The organism is Nocardia coubleae NBRC 108252, from assembly GCF_001612805.1.
GTDB classification, from domain to species: Bacteria; Actinomycetota; Actinomycetes; order Mycobacteriales; family Mycobacteriaceae; genus Nocardia; species Nocardia coubleae.
Window position 1 is genome coordinate 78,332 of sequence record NZ_BDBD01000002.1, and the last position, 16,638, is coordinate 94,969.

Genomic DNA, 16,638 nt, shown 5'->3' on the forward strand with positions numbered 1-16,638 from the left:
CACGCCGCGGCATCGAAGCCGAGGTCATCGCAACATCCGGCGCCGAAGCGACATGCGCGCAGCGGACCATCGGGGCGGCAATCACCGTGGCATCCGGCGCCAGATGGACTGCGGCAGAAGGCGCATGACGAAGAAGGCCAGCGCTAGGCGGCCGGGGACGGCGACTCGGGTGGCGCCCTTGTTCAGGGCGCGGACGACGGCGTCGGCGACCTGGTCGGGGGTGCTGGCCATGGGCGCGGGGTCCATGCCCTCGGTCATGCGGCCGATGACGAAACCCGATCGGACCAAAAGCAACTGGACGCCCGTGCCGTGGAGGGCGTCACCGAGACCGCTGGCGAACCCGTCCAGGCCCGCTTTCGCCGAACCGTAGACGTAGTTCGCCCGCCGGACCCGTACGCCCGCGATGGAGCTGAAGACGACGATCTGGCCACTGCCCTGTGCGCGCAGCAGATTCGCGAGGGTGGTGAGGACGCTGACCTGGGCGACGTAGTCGGTGTGTACGACGGCGACGGCGTGGTCGGGGTCGTGTTCGGCGCGGGCCTGGTCGCCGAGAACGCCGAAAGCCAGGACGGCCGTGCCGATGCCACCGTGTTCGGCGGCGATCTTCTCGAGCAGCGTGGCGTGCGTCGCGGTGTCGTCGGCGTCGAATTCGACCGTGTGCACCGCGGTCGCCCCGGCTGCGCGCACCTGCTCGGCTTCGGCGGCCAGCGCGTCGGAGCGGCGGGCGGCGAGGATCACCACCCGGCCCGGCGCCAGCCTGCGCGCGACTTCCAGCCCGATCTCACTGCGCCCACCCAAGACCAGAACCGGCCCCTGGTTCGCCTGCTGCTTACCCATACGCCCAGTCTGTCATCCCGGATCACTGCCGCCACCGGGCCGCCCCGCGATCATGAAGCGCGAGCGGCCGAGCCACACCGGGACCCCGGCGTTCGAACACGCGGTGTGACACCGACTGTTGCCGAACAGCCAGGTGTCGCACGACAGCCACGCGGCTGCGACACCCGACAACTGACCGAACAACAGGGTCCCGCGTGACAGCCACGCGGCTGCGACACCGACAGCCGACCCGAACAGCCGGGTCCCGCGCGACAGTCCGCTCGAGCGGCAGGCCCGCGAACGCCCCTGCAACCCGCTCGGCGCTGCCTGAGCTCGGCCGGTCGGCTGCCGCTGTGGGTGTAGCGCCCGCCGACCGGGCGCGCGTGGTGACGGACTAGCGTCGAGCACATGCCCACCGCGACCACACAGCTCTCCCCTGCCGCCCTCGCGTTCGTCGCCGAGCGGCACCTGGCCACCCTCACCACCCTGCGGGCGGACGGCACACCGCATGTCGTCGCCGTCGGGTTCACCTGGGACGCGGACAGCGGCATCGCGCGGGTGATCACCGATGGCGCGTCGGTGAAGGCCCGTAATGCCGCGCGGGGTGGGTACGCGGCCGTCAGCCAGGTCGACGGCGCGCGGTGGCTCACCCTCGAGGGGCCGGCCACCGTGCTGACCGACGCCGACGACGTCGCCGAGGCCGTGCGCCGCTACACCGAGCGCTACCGTGTGCCGCGCGAGAATCCGACGCGGGTGGTCGTCGCGATCCAGGTGCGCCGGGTGCTGTCGTCGAGCACGCTCAAATAGCTTGTGGCCGTTTACAACACGGTCAGGCCGTGCGGGCGCTGGTTCATGGACTCGACGCCGTCCTCGGTGACGACCACGATGTCCTCGATGCGCGCGCCCCACTGCCCGGGGAAGTAGATGCCCGGTTCGATGCTGAACGCCATGCCCGGTTCGAGTACCAGGTCGTTGCCCGCCACGATGTAGGGCTCCTCGTGCACCGACAAGCCGATGCCGTGCCCGGTGCGATGCACGAACGCATCGCCCAGACCCGCGTCGGCCAGCACGGTGCGGGCGGCGGCGTCGATGGATTCGGCGGTGACCCCGGGTCGCACGGCGGCCACCGCCGCCGCCTGCGCCGCCTCGAGCAACGCCATCCGCTCGGCGACCTGCTTCCGCGGCTCGCCGAGCACATAGGTGCGGGTGGAATCGGAGTAGTAGCCGGGCGTCACCGGTCCGCCGATATCGATCACCACCACGTCGCCCTGCTCGATGACACGGTCGGAGAAGAGGTGGTGTGGGATGGCACCGTTCGGGCCGCTACCGACGATGACGAACTCCGCCTCGGTGTGCCCCTCCTCGACGATCGCCGCCTCGATGTCGGCATACACCTCGGCCTCGGTGCGGCCCGCCCGCAGGAACTCGCCCATCCGGGCGTGCACGCGGTCGATCGCGGCGCCCGCACGGCGTAAGGCGTCGATCTCGGCCTCGTCCTTGATCATCCGCGACTGGCGCAGCACGGGAGTGGCCGAGGACGGCAGTCCCGTGGTCTGCTCGGCCAGCGGAATCAGGTGCAGGGCGGGCATGGCGTCGGCGACGGCGATGCGTGAACCGGCGTGCAGGGTGGAACGAACGAGCTGGTACGGGTCGACGCCGTCGACCCAGTCGAGGATCCGCAGACCGAGTTCCCCGGCCGCCGAGCCGTCGAGCGCGGCGAGTTCGAGCTTCGGCACGATGATCGACGGTGTCGCGCCGTCGGCGGTGATCACCAGGCAGGTGAGCCGTTCGAACGATTCGGCATCGGAACCGACGAGGTACCGCAGGTCGGGGCCGGGGGTGATGAGCAGGGCGTCCAGATGCGCCGCCCGCATCAATTCCACCGCCCGCTCCAGCCGCTGACCGTAGACATCCGCCGCGAACCTGGCATTCGTGTGCGCGCTCATAGTCTCCGACGTTACCCGCCGCGCCGCGTGACACACAGATTCGCCCGGACGACGTGCGATCTCGGGCGAACGCACCACACAGCCGCCGCGCGACGGCCGATGCGGTGCCGATGGTGCTCACCTGTCGGAGCCACAAGGCACAATCACCGGGTGACCGTTGCCGAGAGCACCCGTGGACCCCTGTTGATTCTCGACGGCGCCAGCCTCTGGTTCCGCGCCTACTACGCGATCCCCGACAAGCTGCGCGGCGCCGACGGCCGCTCGGTGAACGCGGTGCGCGGCTTCACCGACATGGTCGCCTCGCTGATCACCAAACACCGGCCGAGCAGGCTCGTCGTCGGGCTGGACCTGGACTGGCGCCCGCCGTTCCGGGTGGCGCTCGTGCCGTCGTACAAGGCGCACCGCCTCGACACCAGCAGCACGGCGGCGCCCGGCGCCGAGGAGGTTCCCGACACCCTCACCCCGCAGGTGCCGATGATCCTGGACGTGCTCGCGGCGGCCGGGATCGCCACCGGCGGCGCCGAGGGGCTCGAAGCCGACGACGTCCTCGGCACTCTCGCCCACCGCGAGCGCACCGATTCCGTGGTGGTCGTCAGCGGCGACCGCGACCTGCTGCAACTGGTCCGCGACGACCCGGCACCGCCGGTGCGGGTGCTCTACGCGGGCCGTGGCCTGGCCAAGGCCGAGCTGTACGGGCCCGCCGAGGTGTCCGCGAAATACGGTGTGCCCGTGGTCAACGCGGGGCCCGCCTACGCCGATATGGCCACCTTGCGTGGCGACGCCTCCGACGGGTTGCCGGGGGTGGCGGGCATCGGCGACAAATCCGCCGCCCAGCTCATCTCCCGGTTCGGCTCCCTCGACGCCCTGATGGCCGCCGTCGACGATCCCGCTTCCGATCTCGCCAAGGGCGTACGGGCCAAACTCGTTGCCGCACAGGACTATCTGAAGGCCGCTGCACCGGTGGTCCGGGTGGTCTGCGATGCCGATGTCGAGCTGTCGGGGCCCGACGCCCTGCCCTCGGTTCCCGCCGACCCGGAGCGGCTGCGCGAACTCGCGGCCGCCTACAACGCCGAGAGCCCGATCACCCGGCTGATCACGGCGCTGGCCGCCGCGCACACAGCGTGAACGACGCCGGGCCGCCCGCATGCAGTGCGGGCGGCCCGGAAACCACCTGGCGGTAGGCTGAAAACCGCGGTACGACAGCCTAGTTGGGGCGGCCGACCTCGTAGGTGCCGTCTTCCTTCGTGATCTTCACGGTGACCTTCTTGTCCTCACCGCTGACCTTCAGGTCACAGGTGAAGGTCGCGTCGACCTCGACCTTCTGACCCGACGGGCACGACACATCGGAGACATCCGCGATGCCGTAGGAGCCGGTGAGCACCGAGGAGACACCGTCCTGCACCGCCGACTGGTCGAGCTCGTCGGCCGAGAACACGACGAGCAGCAGGCCGACCACGGCGGCGATCACCAGCACGCCGGCCACGACGAGGCCGATGATCAGGCCCTTGCCCTTACCCTTGCCCCCGGGACCCTGCTGCGGCTGCTGACCCCACTGCTGCTGCGGCTGCTGGCCCCACTGCTGGGCGCCTGCGGGCTGCTGCGCGTTCCAGTCCTGCGGCGGCGGCTGGGTCTGTCCCCACTGCTGCTGCGGACCCGTCGGCTGCTGCGGCTGCGGCTGGCCCCACTGCTGCGGCTGCTGGGGTTGCTGCGGCTGACCCCACTGCTGCTGCGGTTGCTGCGGCTGCTGGGGCTGGCCCCACTGCTGCTGCGGTTGCTGTCCGGCGTTGGGGTCACCCCACTGCTGGGTCGGCTGGGCGCCCTGGGGCGGCTGCTGCGGCGGCTGTGCCGCACCACCCCAGTGCTGGGTGGGACCGGCGCCACCGGCCCCCTGCTGACCCCCCCAGTGCTGGGTGGGATCGTTGCTCCCCTCCCCTGGGCCGTTCGGTCCGTACGGGCCGCTCATCCACTCGCCTCCACTCGCATAGTTGTACACACGGTAGCCCCCCGCGCCAGGCCGGCTACGCCAGGAAATCAAATCACAGACGAAACATCTACGCGGCGTCCACCGCGACGACACCCCGTCGGACGGCACGCACGGCTTTGGCCGCGGTGCTCGCGATCTCGGTGTCGTCGGCGGTGTTGTGGATCTGGTCGAGCAGGTCGATCACCTGCCTGCACCAGCGCACGAAGTCGCCCGCCGACATCACGCTGCTCTGATCGCCGCTGGCCAGCAACGCCTCGGCCAACGCGTCACCGCGCGCCCACTTGTACACGCCGTTCACGAATCCGAGGTCGGGTTCGCGGGTGGGCGGCAGCTTGTGCCTCGCCTCGTCGGCACGCAACTGCCCCCACACCTCGATGGTCGCGGCGACCGCACGCCGGATGGGGTCGGTCGGGCCGTGCGCGGTGAGCAAGCCGGACTCCTGCCGCGATTCGTACACCAGCGCGGACACCACTCCGGCGAGCTCGGCCGGACCGAGTCCGCGCCACAGCCCCTGCCGCAGGCATTCCGCGACGACCAGGTCGCTTTCGGCGTAGATGCGGGCCAGCCGCCTGCCGTCGGGCGTCACTTCACCGTGCTCGACGAAACCGCGTTCCTCGAGCAGGCCGACGATGCGGTCGAAGGTGCGCGCGAGGGAATTCGTCGTCGCGGCAACCTTCTGGCGCATCGACTCGGTCTCGCGGGCCAGCCGCGCGTAGCGCTCACCGATGCGGCTGAGCTGTTCGCGGTCGGGCCTGCTGTGCGCGGGGTGGGCGCGCAGGCTGCGGCGCAGGGTGGCCAGCTGACGGTCCTCGCCCGCGCGGGCGTGATCGTTGCGCCTGCGCCTGCCACGGCCGGGCGCCGAGATGCCGGTTCCGCGCAGCGCCGAGGCGAGGTCGCGGCGGATGCGGGCGGTGCGGTGGTCGACCCGGCGCGGCAACCGCATGTGCCCGAGGGGTTCGGCGGGGACCGGGAAGTCGGCGGCGGAAATCCTTCCGGCCCAATGGTCTTCGGTCAACACCAGGGGTCGTGGATCGCCGGGGGTCTGATCGGGTTCGAGGATCACCGCGAGCCCCGCACGCTTGCCCGACGGGATCGCGACCACATCGCCGCGCCGCAGTTCGATCAGCGCGCGCACGGCGGCGCCGCGCCGGTCGGCCCGGCCCTGCTGCTGGATGTCGCGCTCGCGCTGCTTGATCCGGTCCCGCAGCGACAGGTACTCCATGAAGTCACCGTCGACGCCACCGAGCTGGCTCTCCAGCTTGCGCAACGCGCCCTGGTTCTTCTCGATACCGCGCACCAGCCCGACCACCGAGCGGTCGGCCTGGAACTGGGCGAAGGACCGTTCCAGCAGGTTGCGGGCATCTTCGGCGCCCATCCGGTCGATCAGGTTGATCGACATGTTGTAGCCGGGCCGGAAGGAACTGCGCAGCGGGTAGGTGCGGGTAGAAGCCAGACCGGCGACCGCGCTGGTGTCGACCTCCGGCTGCCACAGCACCACCGCGTGGCCTTCGACATCGATACCGCGCCTGCCCGCGCGACCGGTGAGCTGGGTGTACTCGCCGGGGGTGAGTTCGGCGTGCGTCTCGCCGTTGAACTTCACCAGGCGCTCGAGCACCACCGTGCGGGCGGGCATGTTGATGCCGAGGGCAAGGGTCTCGGTGGCGAACACGGCCCGCACGAGGCCCTTGACGAACAGTTCCTCCACCGTGTGCCGGAAGGCGGGCAGCATGCCCGCGTGGTGGGCGGCGAGCCCGCGCTGCAGCGCCTCGCGCCATTCCCAGTACCCGAGCACCTCGAGATCGGCCTTGGGCAGGTCGCCGGTGTGTTTCTCGATGATCTCGTCGACGACCTCGGCGTCGCCCGGCCTGCTCAGATCGAGCCGGGCACGCAGGCACTGGGCCAGCGCGCCGTCGCAGCCTGCCCGGCTGAAGATGAAGGTGATGGCGGGCAGCAGCCCTTCCTCGTCGAGGCGGGCCAGCACCTCCGGGCGCGGCAACGGCCGGAAATTGCCACGGGCGCCGCGGCCGCGCGGACCGCCGTACCCGTGCATGCGGTCACTGGCCTCGCGCTGCCGGATGAACCGGACCAGGTCCTCGTCGACGACGACCTTCTGATCGCTGGATTTCGTATCGAACAGGTCGAACATCCGCCTGCCGACCATCACGTGCTGCCACAGCGGCACCGGCCGCGTCTCGTCGACCACCACCGCGGTGTCGCCGCGCACGGTCTCCATCCACGCGCCGAACTCCTCGGCGTTCGACACCGTCGCCGACAGGCTGACCAGCCGCACATCGGGCGACAGATGCAGGATCACTTCCTCCCACACCGCGCCGCGGAACCGGTCGGCCAGGTAGTGCACCTCGTCCATGACGACGTACGACAGTCCGCGCAGCGCGTCGGAGGAGGCGTAGAGCATGTTGCGCAGCACCTCGGTGGTCATCACGACCACGGGCGCGTCGGGGTTGATGGACTGGTCGCCGGTGAGCAGGCCGACGCTGTCGCGACCGTAGCGGGCGGTGAGGTCGGCGAACTTCTGGTTCGAGAGCGCCTTGATCGGCGTGGTGTAGAAGCACTTGCCGCCGGAGGCGAGCGCCAGGTGCACGGCGAACTCGCCGACGATGGTCTTACCCGCACCGGTGGGCGCGCAGACCAGCACGCTGTGCCCCTCTTCCAAGGCCTCGCACGCGGTGCGCTGGAAGGGGTCGAGGTCGAACGAGATTTCGCTGGCGAACTGCGCCAACTCGCTGGTCCGCGCGGGAGAATCGGTCACATCTCAGAGCGTATCGGAGTAGTCCGACACCGGTCGCTCTGTTTTCCGTGCGTCCTCGACGGGTCCGCTCGGCGCGACCGGATCGGGGGTGCCGAGCGGTGACGCCTCGTCGTCGGACAGCCCGGCCAGGCCGTCGGCGGCCGCACGCCTGGCCCGGCGCGCGTCGTTGAACCGGGCGAACTGCACAGCCAGCTCGAACAGCACGGTCAGTGCCAGCGCGAGCGCGAGCATCGAGAACGGGTCCTGCGGGGTGACGATCGCGGCGAAGACGAACAGGCCGAACACGATGCCGCGCCGCCACGCCTTGAGCTTCGCGTACGGCAGCACACCCACGAGGTTGAGCCCGATGACGATCAGCGGCGTCTCGAAGCTGACACCGAAGATGATGAGCAGCTGGATGATGAACCCGAAGTACTGCGTACCGCTCAGCGCGGTGATCTGCACGTTGTCACCGATGGTGAGCAGGAACGACAGGGCGTGCGACACGACGACGTAGGCGAGCACGGCACCGGTGACGAACAGCACCGATCCCGCACCGACGAATCCGAAGGCGTACCGGCGTTCCTTGGCGTAGAGGCCGGGGGTGATGAACGCCCACAGCTGATACAGCCAGAACGGCGCGGCCAGCACCACACCGGCGGTGAAACCGACCTTCAGGCGGAGCATGAACTGTTCGAACGGCCCGGTCGCGAGCAGTCGGCAGGCGCCGTCGGGCGTGAGGGTGGCGCGGGCGGAAGCGGGCAGCTCACAGTAGGGGCCGCGCAGGATCTCGCCGAGGCTGTCGAGCCCGAACAGCGGGGTGGCGTACCAGAAGAAGCCGAGCAGGGTGGTGACCGCGATAGCGGCGAGGGCGAGCAGCAACCGGGTGCGCAGCTCCTGCAGGTGCTCGACCAACGACATGGTGCCGTCGGGATTCGTCCTGCGCTTGCTGCGCCGTGGATCGAACGGGATGCGCATGGTTGGTGTGGCCTCTAACCCTCGGTTCGGCGGATGCTCGGCAAACAGCACGGCGCCCCGGAGCGGCCGCTACCGCCCCGGGGTGAATGCGTGGGTCAGAGCGTCTTGTGCTGCGGCTGCGGCTGCGCGACCGGAGTGGCCTGGACCTGCGGAGCCGAGGCGGGCAGCTGCTGCTGTGGCGCCGCATCGGTGGGCGCGGTGGTCGTGGCCGAGGACTCGGCCTGCATCTGCCCGACCTCGCTCTTGAAGATCCGCAGCGACCGGCCGAGACCGCGCGCCGCGTCCGGCAGCCGCTTCGCACCGAAGAGCAGGACGAACAGCAGCGCGATGATCAGCAGGTGCGACCAGCTGAACGTTCCCATTATGAGTTACCTCCAAAGACTGTGGTGATTACCGATGCTACCTGTGCGCGGAGTTTCGTGGACCCGCGCCCGTGGAGGTGTTCGCCACCCGTTCAACGGGCGACGGCGCGTGCGGCGGCGGTCAGTTCGGCGAACAGGCGGCTGCCGCTGAAGCGTCGTTCGTCGCCGGATTCGGCGGCCCGGATCAGTTCCACGAGCCTGCGGTTGACCGGTGTCGGCCGTCCGACCATCTCGCCGAGGCGCACGATTTCCCCACACAGCCAAGCGATTTCGGTGCGTTTGCCACGTGCCAGGTCGTCGGCCATCGATGACCGCGCCACCGGGTCGATGGCGAGGACCCGGCCGAACACCCGCCGGAACAGCGAGTCGGGAACGCGCAGCAGATGCACCATCAGCTCCGGTGGCACCGGGGTGAGCTGAGCGGGCCGAATTCGCGCAGTGTTCATCACCGCGAGGGCTTCGGACTGGGTGAGGGCGAGGCAACGCCGGTAGTCGCGGTCGGCCAGTTCCTCGCGCAGCGGCCTGCCCGACAGCGCGTTGATCGGGTTGTTGAGGTTGAGCAGAAGCTTGGCCCACTGGACGGGCCGCAGGTCGCGGTGGCGGCGTAGCGGCAGGCCCGCCTCGCGGAAGCGGTCGGCGAACCGGCCGACGACCGGGTCGTCCTGGACGGCGACGACACCGTCGCTGGCCCGGTGGAACCGGCCCTCGCCCCGGTGCACCACGTTGAACATCACCATGCCCGCCAGGACCACACTGGTGGGCAGGATCTCGCGGATGACGGTGTCGTTGCCGATGCCGTTCTGCAGGCTCACCACCGGGGTGCCCGGGCGTAATCGCCCCGCGACGGCGCGCGCGGCGGCGGCCGTGTCGGCGGATTTGACGGTGACCAGGACGAGGTCGGCGCGTTCGGGTTCGTCGGGGGCGAGCGCCAGCCCGAACCGGTCGGGGCCGACTTCGGTGGCGCCGCCGTCGAGGTCGGTCAGGCGCAGACCGTGTTCGGCGATGTCGTCGAGGACCCGCTGGCGTCCGACGAAGATGACTTCCATACCCGCCGCGGCCAGCTGACCACCGACGAAAACCCCGACGCTACCCGCGCCGAGGACGAGGACTCGCTGACTCACGCGGGTTCGGTCTCCCCCAGCAGTCCGGCCGCCGCGTAGGCGGCCAGGGCGGCATCGGCGCGCTCACGCACCGCCGAGACCAGTTCGGGCGGTCCGAGCACACTCACGCCGGTGCCGAACCCGAGCAGCAGCCGTGCCATCCAGTCGGCCGAGGCGAACCGCATGCCCGCTTCGATGCTGCCGTCGGGGCGCGACCGGATGCGGTGCATCGGGTACTGGTCGAGCACCCAGGCGTAGTCCGCGCGGATGCGTAAGCGGGCGAGCGGAACGTCGGGGTCGTCCTGGAACAGGTCGAGCGCGGCGGCGTCGGCGGCGGCGTGGCTCGGTGGGCGGGCCGGTTCGTCGAGTTCGGTGGCGTCCTCGATGCGGTCGAACCGGAACAGCCGGACGCCTTCGGCCTGGCGGCACCAGGCCTGCAGGTAGCTGTTGTTGTCGACGAGCACGACCCTGATCGGGTCGACGACGCGTTCGGAGACCTCGTCGCGGCTGGCCGAGTAGTAGACCAGGCGCAGTGCGTGCGCGTCGGCGAGGGCGGCGCGCACGGTGGCCACCACCGGGCGTTCGACGGGCACCTGCGCGGGTGGGCGACTGACATCGCCGCCCGCGATGGCGGATTCGATCTTGGCGATCGCGGCGTGCGCGGCGGTCGGGTCGACCATGCCCGGCATCTCGACGATCGAGCGCAGCGCCACCAGCAGTGCGGTGGCCTCGGTGGAGGTCAGGCGCAGCGGGCGTTCGATGCCGGCCGAGAAGGTGACCTCGATGCTCTCCTCGGAGAACGACAGGTCGATGAGGTCGCCGGGGCCGTAGCCGGGCAGCCCGCACATCCACAGCTGGTTGAGGTCGCTCATCAGCTGCTTGGTGGTGACGCCCAGCTCGGCCGCGGCCTCGGCGGCGCTGATGCCGGGGTGCGCGAGCAGGTAGGGCACCATGTTCAGCAGGCGTGAAAGTCGTAGGGACAGGCGCGAACTCACGATGTCACCTCCGTGTGGTCCAGTACCGACCGTAGCCGGTTCATCACGTCGGCGCGCAATTCCGGTGGATCGAGCACCAGCACATCGGGGCCGAGACCGGTGATGAGCCGGGCCACCCAGTCGCGTGAGCGCACCGGGACCTCGAGCACCGAGCCCGGGCGGCCGCCGAGGTCACGGGTGTCGACCTCGGTGCCGATGCGGCGCAGTTCGCGGCCGCGACCCTTGGCGACCCACACGGTGGCCGTCCCGGTGACGGGCGCGTCGCCGGTGACCCGGTCGACGATGGCGCGCAGGTCGGCGTCGGCTGGTTTGTGTACCGCGTTGACCGGCCCGTACGCCTTCACCTCGCCCCCGATCCGCGAGAGCCGGAACGTGCGCACCGCGTCGCGTTCCCGGTCGTGGCCGACCAGGTACCAGCGACCGTGGCGGGTGACGACACCCCACGGTTCGACATCGCGGGTGACGAACGGGTCGGTGACGGCGCTGTGGTGCCCGAACCGCACCGCCTGTCCCGCGTCGATGGCGGCGAGCAGTTCGCGCAGTACCGGTTCGGAGCCTCGCGTGCGGGCGGGCACCGCGGGCACCGAGACGCCAACGTTGTCGGTCTCCACGGTGACGCCGGCCGCCCGCAACTTCAGCAATGCGCCTTCGGCGGCACCGGCCAGTTCCGGCGACGCCCACATCTGCACGGCGACGGCGACGGCGGCGGCTTCCTCGCTGGACAGGTCGATATCGGGCAGTTCGTAGGCATCGCGATTGATCCGGTAGCCCTCCAGCGTCGAGAAGCGACCCACCGGACCTACTTCCAGCGGGATGCCGAGGTCGCGGAGTTCGTTCTTGTCGCGCTCGAACATCCGGCTGAACGCCTCGTCGGTCGCGGACTCCTCGTAACCTGCCACGCTGTCACGGATACGTTCCGCGCTCAGGAACTGCCGGGTCGACAACAGCGCGATGACCAGATTCATCAGCCGCTCGACCTTGGATATCGCCACCCGTTAGAGGGTAATGGTCGAGGGCGTCGGCTCGCGCGTCGGCGCACGATTGCCGTCGACCGGCCTCAGGCGCCGTCGATCACCAAGCAGAACGGGTGCCCCGCCGGATCGATGAGGACACGCCAGCGATCCGGTTCCGGTTGCACCTCGGCTTTGGTGGCGCCGAGCGTCAGCAGCCGGGCTTCGCCTTCGTCGAGGTCCGGGACCGCGAAATCGAGGTGGCACTGCTGGGGTGTCTGCTGTCCCGGCCACTGCGGTGGGCGGTAGTCGGCGACGCGCTCGAAGCCGAGTGACACTCCGTTCGGGCCGGTCAGCTCGATGTACTCGGGATCGGAGTCGGGGCTGCGCTCGAAGCCGGTGGCCCGCGCGTAGAACTCGGCGAGCGCATCCGGGTCGGGACAGTCGATCGTGACGGCGGCCAGCTTCATCCATACCTCCTGCATCGATGGCGAGAAGTACCTGTCCTCCGAGCGTGGCACGACAAACGGCTTCTCGCCACCGGCCCGGATCTCACCCGGAAACGCAAGGGCCGCCGGGCGATCGCGCCGAATCTACGTGGCGTCGCTCATTCTCCGGAGCCGAAACGCTGCCGCAGTTCCCGCTTGAGCACTTTGTGCGTCGGCCCCAGCGGGAGTTCGGTGACGAACTCGACGCGACGCGGGTATTTGTACTTGGCGACCCGGGATCTGGCGAAGTCGATCACCTCCTGCTCGCTCACCTCGCCATCGGGCACGACCACGGCGACGATCTCCTCGCCGTAGTGCTCGTCGGGCACCCCGATGACCGCCACCTGGGCGATGCGTGGATGCCGCATCAGTGCTGCCTCGACCTCCGTCGGGTACACGTTGAAACCGCCGCGCAGGATCATCTCCTTGATCCGGTCGACGATGCGGATGCGGCCGGTCTCGTCGCTGGTGCCGAGGTCGCCGGTGCGGAACCAGCCGTCGATCACGGCGGCGGCGGTCGCCTCGGGCTTGCCGGTGTAGCCGCTGAACACGTTGTGTCCGCGGACCACCACTTCCCCGACCTCGCCGGCCGGCAGCAGCTCGATGCGGTCGGCGATGTCCGGGTCGGCGATCTCCACGTCGACACCCCATACCGGGTGCCCGACGGTGCCTGCCTCGGTGCCGTACACCGGCTGATTCACCGCGGCCGTCGGCGAGGTCTCCGACAGGCCGTACCCTTCGAGCACGGGTGCCTGGAAGATCCGTTCGAACTCCTCTAGCACGGACACCGGCAGTGCGGCACCGCCGCTGACACAGAGCTTCAGCGCGGGGAGACCGGTCGCGGTCGCGGCGGCCTCGATCAGCGACAGGTACATGGTCGGCACCCCGTGGAAGAGGTTGACCCGTTCGGCCGTCATCAACGCGATCGCCTGCGCGGCGTCGAATCTCGGCATCAGCACCAGGGTGCCGCCGACGCGCCAGTGCGAGTTCATCGACACGGTCTGCCCGAACACATGGAACAGCGGCAAGGCGCCGAGGGCGATGTCGTCGCGGTGGATCTCGTTGGCGTCGAAGGTGTTCACCGTCGCGCACATGACCATGTTGAGATGGCTCAGCTCGGCGCCTTTCGGGGTGCCGGTGGTTCCGCTGGTGTAGAACACCACAGCCGTGTCGAGTGGCCCACGCGCGACGAAATTCGGGATCGGCTCGCCGACAAGGTCTTGCGGCGCCACCACCTCGATTCCGGCGGCCCGCGCGGCCTCGCCACCGGTCTGCGCGACCATCGGGTGACAGATCAGCAGGCGGGCGCCGCTGTCGCGCAGGACGTATTCCATCTCCGGCGCGGTGAGCAGCAGATGCACCGGCACCACCGTCGCACCCGCGGCCAGCACGGCGAAGTAGGCACGCGGGAATCGGCGGTGTTCGGGCACAGCAGCGCCACCCGGTCACCGGGTTTCACACCACGCGCGATCAGCGCGGCGGCCTGCGCACGGGCTTGCCGCCACAGATCGGCGAAGGTGATGCGGTGTTCGCCCTCGATCAGGGCGAGATGCTCGGGGCGGCGGCGGGCGGGTTCGGCGAGGATGCTCGCCAGGGAGAGGGTGGCGTTCACGGGTGCTCCTTGGTTCGACGGCGTCGGCGAGGTGTTGTCCGAACCCGCTGGTGCGAGCGGACGTTGTTGCGGTGATGGGCGAGAAACAACTCCGACCGGGTCGGGATCGTCATGGATTGCGGGTGGGGCTGGGTTGGGCCGTCGGGTTGCACGACGGTGGCCGATATCGAGGCCGCTCAGGGCGGTGCCACGCGGGTCGGGCAGCAGGGCGTGGCGGCCGGGACGTATCGCCCGGGTGCGGTCGTGCCGCAGGCGCGATCGGAGGCGACACGACCGGCGGTTGTGCGGGCCGGTCACCGGTGCAGGTGGACGGCCAGACCTTGGCCCACGCCGACGCACAGGGTGGCGATCGCGTGGTGCGCGTCGCGTTCGGCCAGTTCGATCGCCGCGGTGAGTGCCAGCCGGGCACCGCTTGCCCCGAGCGGATGGCCGAGGGCGATCGCCCCGCCGTTCGGGTTGATGTGCTCGGCGTCGTCGGGCAGACCGAGCGCCCGCACCACCGCGAGCGCCTGGGCGGCGAAGGCCTCGTTCAGCTCGATCACGTCGACGTCACCGATGCCGAGACCCGTTCTCGCGAGTAGCTTGCCGACCGCCGGAACCGGCCCGATGCCCATCGTGCGCGGCGGCACGCCCGCCGCCGCGACCGCACCTACGCGGGCGAGCGGGGTGAGACCGTAGCGGTGTACGGCGGCTTCGGAGGCGAGCAGGACCGCCGCGGCACCGTCGTTGATGCCCGAGGAGTTGCCCGCGGTGATCGAACCCCCCGCCACCACCGGTGGCAGGGCGGCGAGCTTGTCGGCGCTGGTCTCGCGAGGATGTTCGTCGCGCTCGACGACGACCGGTTCGCCCCGACGCTGCGCGACCGGGACCGGTGTGATCTCGCAGGTGAGGCGCCCGCGCGCCATCGCGGTCGCCGCCCGCTGCTGCGAGCGCAGGGCGAAGGCGTCCTGATCGGCGCGGGAAACGCCGTGCTCGTCGGCGACGTGCTGGGCCGTCTCGGGCATGGTGTCGGTGCCGTACCGCTCGTGCAGGCGCGGATTCACCAGCCGCCAGCCGAGGGTGGTGTCGGCCAGCTGGGTCGAGCGATCCCACGCCGCGGCGCTTTTGGGCAGCACATAGGGTGCCCGCGTCATGGACTCGACCCCGCCGGCGATCACGAGGTCGGCATCTCCGGCCCGGATCGCGCGTGCCGCGTACCCCACCGCATCCAGCCCCGAGGCGCACAGACGGTTCACGGTGACGCCCGGCACGCCGACCGGCAGGCCGGCCAGCAGCGCCGCCATCCGCGCGACGTTGCGGTTGTCCTCACCCGCCTGATTGGCGCAGCCGAACACCACATCGTCGACGGCTGCCCAGTCCACAGCCGGTAACCGTTGCACCAGAGCAGAAATCACGTGGGCGGCCAGGTCGTCGGGCCGCACCTCGGCCAGTGCGCCACCGTAGCGGCCGAAGGGAGTTCGCACACCGTCGACCAGGTACGCGGTGGCCATCACAGACCCATGTTCTTGGCGATGATCATCTTCATCACCTCGCTGGTGCCGCCGTAGATCCGGTTCACCCGGTTGTCGGCGTACAAGCGCGCAACCGGGTATTCGGTGATGTAGCCGTAGCCGCCGTGCAGTTGGAGACAGCGGTCGATCACCCGCGAGGCCACCTCGGTGCAGAACAGTTTGGCCGACGCGGCGTCGGCGGGGGTGAGCTCGCCGCTGTCGAGCGCGTCGAGGGCCCGGTCCACCACCGCTTCGGCCGCGTCGACCTCGGCCTGGCAGGCGGCCAGCTCGAACTTGGTGTTCTGGAACTGCGCCACCGGCTGACCGAAAACCTTGCGGTCCCTGGTGTATTCGAGGGCGAACCGGATCGCCGCCTTCGCCTGCGCGTAGGCACCGAGCGCGATCGACAGCCGCTCCTGGGGCAGGTTCTGCCCCAGATAACCGAACCCCTGGTGCGGCTCACCCAGCAGATCCGACACCGGCACCCGTACATCGGTGAAGGACAGTTCCGCCGTGTCGGACACCTTCAGCCCGAGCTTGTCCAGTTTGCGCCCGACCGCGTACCCCGGCGAGGTCGTGTCCACCGCGAACAGTGAGATCCCGTGTCTGCGATCGGTATCCGAGGGCGGCGCGGTGCGCGCGCAGACGATCACGCGGTCGGCGTGTACCCCGCCGGTGATGAACGTCTTCGCGCCATTGAGCACGTAATGCGTACCGTCCTCGGACAACTGGGCGGTCGTGCGCATTCCGGCGAGGTCGGAGCCGGTGCCCGGTTCGGTCATGGCGATGGCGAACATGATCTCGCCCGACACGAAACCCGGCAACCAGCGGTGCTTCTGTTCCTCGGTGGCAAGGTTCTTCAGGTAGGGCAGGCACAGCCCCACGTGCACACCCGAGCCACCGAAAGACACACCCGCACGGGCCGTTTCCTCGAGCAGAACGGCCTGGAACTTGAACGATTCGATACCGGCGCCACCGTATTCCTCGGGCACTTCGATCCCGAAAACACCCAGCTCGGCAAGCTCGCGATAGAACTCGCGCGGCACGATGCCCGCCTCGTACCACTGGTCGTACACGGGCACGACCCGCGACTCGACGAACGCGCGCACCGTCTTACGAAACGCTTCGTGCTCGTCGGTGAAAACTGTTCGCTGCATGATGATCTCCG

The 16,638-nt window shown here is 69.9% G+C and carries 15 protein-coding genes and 1 pseudogene; 2 read left to right on the forward strand and 14 right to left on the reverse strand.

Annotation, left to right across the window (positions count from 1 at the left end):
* Positions 1-81 precede the first annotated feature (81 nt).
* Positions 82-837 carry a decaprenylphospho-beta-D-erythro-pentofuranosid-2-ulose 2-reductase gene (gene dprE2 / locus NCO8_RS01265; RefSeq protein ID WP_067635693.1) on the reverse strand — a complete coding sequence of 252 codons (756 nt, stop codon included), beginning with the start codon at positions 835-837 and terminating at the stop codon, positions 82-84.
* A gap of 387 nt (positions 838-1,224) precedes the next feature.
* Between dprE2 and NCO8_RS01275 the strand changes: the two genes are divergently transcribed.
* Complete coding sequence (locus NCO8_RS01275; RefSeq protein WP_067492107.1) at positions 1,225-1,623, forward strand: PPOX class F420-dependent oxidoreductase; 399 nt, start codon at positions 1,225-1,227, stop codon at positions 1,621-1,623.
* A gap of 11 nt (positions 1,624-1,634) precedes the next feature.
* Here NCO8_RS01275 and NCO8_RS01280 read toward each other — a convergent pair whose 3' ends face one another.
* Entirely contained in the window at positions 1,635-2,762 is a 1,128-nt protein-coding gene (locus NCO8_RS01280) for a M24 family metallopeptidase (RefSeq protein ID WP_067492106.1), read from the reverse strand.
* A gap of 150 nt (positions 2,763-2,912) precedes the next feature.
* On the opposite strand from NCO8_RS01280, the gene NCO8_RS01285 reads away from it, so the two are divergent.
* The gene (locus NCO8_RS01285; RefSeq protein ID WP_067635697.1) at positions 2,913-3,887 is read left to right on the forward strand and encodes a 5'-3' exonuclease; all 975 of its coding nucleotides are present in this window, start codon (positions 2,913-2,915) and stop codon (positions 3,885-3,887) included.
* A gap of 79 nt (positions 3,888-3,966) precedes the next feature.
* On the opposite strand, the gene NCO8_RS01290 is transcribed toward NCO8_RS01285, so the two are convergent.
* From NCO8_RS01290 to NCO8_RS01340, 12 genes and pseudogenes are all read right to left on the reverse strand, one after another.
* A complete protein-coding gene (locus NCO8_RS01290; RefSeq protein WP_067635699.1) occupies positions 3,967-4,725 on the reverse strand; it encodes a DUF4333 domain-containing protein in 759 nt (252 codons plus the stop codon).
* Positions 4,726-4,813: 88 nt separating this feature from the next.
* Positions 4,814-7,516 (reverse strand): DEAD/DEAH box helicase, encoded by a 2,703-nt coding sequence (locus NCO8_RS01295; RefSeq protein ID WP_067635701.1) that lies wholly within the window; start codon positions 7,514-7,516, stop codon positions 4,814-4,816.
* 3 nt (positions 7,517-7,519) lie between these two features.
* Positions 7,520-8,473 (reverse strand): twin-arginine translocase subunit TatC, encoded by a 954-nt coding sequence (gene tatC, locus NCO8_RS01300; protein ID WP_067492103.1) that lies wholly within the window; start codon positions 8,471-8,473, stop codon positions 7,520-7,522.
* Positions 8,474-8,568: 95 nt separating this feature from the next.
* Complete coding sequence (tatA, locus tag NCO8_RS01305) at positions 8,569-8,835, reverse strand: Sec-independent protein translocase subunit TatA (RefSeq protein WP_067492102.1); 267 nt, start codon at positions 8,833-8,835, stop codon at positions 8,569-8,571.
* Positions 8,836-8,927: 92 nt separating this feature from the next.
* Positions 8,928-9,956 (reverse strand): 2-dehydropantoate 2-reductase, encoded by a 1,029-nt coding sequence (locus NCO8_RS01310; RefSeq protein WP_067635703.1) that lies wholly within the window; start codon positions 9,954-9,956, stop codon positions 8,928-8,930.
* The gene (locus tag NCO8_RS01315; protein WP_067492100.1) at positions 9,953-10,930 is read right to left on the reverse strand and encodes a helix-turn-helix transcriptional regulator; all 978 of its coding nucleotides are present in this window, start codon (positions 10,928-10,930) and stop codon (positions 9,953-9,955) included. The genes NCO8_RS01310 and NCO8_RS01315 overlap by 4 nt, the downstream gene beginning before the upstream one ends.
* Entirely contained in the window at positions 10,927-11,922 is a 996-nt protein-coding gene (locus NCO8_RS01320; RefSeq protein ID WP_084456314.1) for a helix-turn-helix transcriptional regulator, read from the reverse strand. The genes NCO8_RS01315 and NCO8_RS01320 overlap by 4 nt, the downstream gene beginning before the upstream one ends.
* A 65-nt stretch (positions 11,923-11,987) precedes the next feature.
* Positions 11,988-12,350 (reverse strand): VOC family protein, encoded by a 363-nt coding sequence (locus NCO8_RS01325; protein WP_208115299.1) that lies wholly within the window; start codon positions 12,348-12,350, stop codon positions 11,988-11,990.
* 137 nt (positions 12,351-12,487) lie between these two features.
* The gene (locus tag NCO8_RS32830) at positions 12,488-12,790 is read right to left on the reverse strand and encodes an AMP-binding enzyme (RefSeq protein WP_369689842.1); all 303 of its coding nucleotides are present in this window, start codon (positions 12,788-12,790) and stop codon (positions 12,488-12,490) included.
* A gap of 174 nt (positions 12,791-12,964) precedes the next feature.
* Positions 12,965-14,319: pseudogene (locus NCO8_RS32835) on the reverse strand (AMP-binding protein); the annotation flags it as partial.
* The gene (gene pcaF / locus NCO8_RS01335) at positions 14,274-15,470 is read right to left on the reverse strand and encodes a 3-oxoadipyl-CoA thiolase (RefSeq protein ID WP_067635705.1); all 1,197 of its coding nucleotides are present in this window, start codon (positions 15,468-15,470) and stop codon (positions 14,274-14,276) included. The gene pcaF and the pseudogene NCO8_RS32835, both read right to left, overlap by 46 nt.
* Positions 15,470-16,627 carry an acyl-CoA dehydrogenase family protein gene (locus NCO8_RS01340; RefSeq protein ID WP_067635707.1) on the reverse strand — a complete coding sequence of 386 codons (1,158 nt, stop codon included), beginning with the start codon at positions 16,625-16,627 and terminating at the stop codon, positions 15,470-15,472. Before NCO8_RS01340 ends, pcaF begins: the two co-directional genes overlap by 1 nt.
* Positions 16,628-16,638: the final 11 nt, after the last annotated feature.

What these genes read in the sequence shown, in the direction of transcription:
- NCO8_RS32830 (WP_369689842.1), bottom strand. Translation starts at nt 12,790, where the DNA reads ATGATCCTGCGCGGCGGTTTCAACGTGTACCCGACGGAGGTCGAGGCA.
- tatC (WP_067492103.1), bottom strand. Translation starts at nt 8,473, where the DNA reads ATGCGCATCCCGTTCGATCCACGGCGCAGCAAGCGCAGGACGAATCCC.
- dprE2 (WP_067635693.1), bottom strand. Translation starts at nt 837, where the DNA reads ATGGGTAAGCAGCAGGCGAACCAGGGGCCGGTTCTGGTCTTGGGTGGG.
- tatA (WP_067492102.1), bottom strand. Translation starts at nt 8,835, where the DNA reads ATGGGAACGTTCAGCTGGTCGCACCTGCTGATCATCGCGCTGCTGTTC.
- pcaF (WP_067635705.1), bottom strand. Translation starts at nt 15,470, where the DNA reads ATGGCCACCGCGTACCTGGTCGACGGTGTGCGAACTCCCTTCGGCCGC.
- NCO8_RS01275 (WP_067492107.1), top strand. Translation starts at nt 1,225, where the DNA reads ATGCCCACCGCGACCACACAGCTCTCCCCTGCCGCCCTCGCGTTCGTC.
- NCO8_RS01280 (WP_067492106.1), bottom strand. Translation starts at nt 2,762, where the DNA reads ATGAGCGCGCACACGAATGCCAGGTTCGCGGCGGATGTCTACGGTCAG.
- NCO8_RS01290 (WP_067635699.1), bottom strand. Translation starts at nt 4,725, where the DNA reads ATGAGCGGCCCGTACGGACCGAACGGCCCAGGGGAGGGGAGCAACGAT.
- NCO8_RS01340 (WP_067635707.1), bottom strand. Translation starts at nt 16,627, where the DNA reads ATGCAGCGAACAGTTTTCACCGACGAGCACGAAGCGTTTCGTAAGACG.
- NCO8_RS01325 (WP_208115299.1), bottom strand. Translation starts at nt 12,350, where the DNA reads ATGAAGCTGGCCGCCGTCACGATCGACTGTCCCGACCCGGATGCGCTC.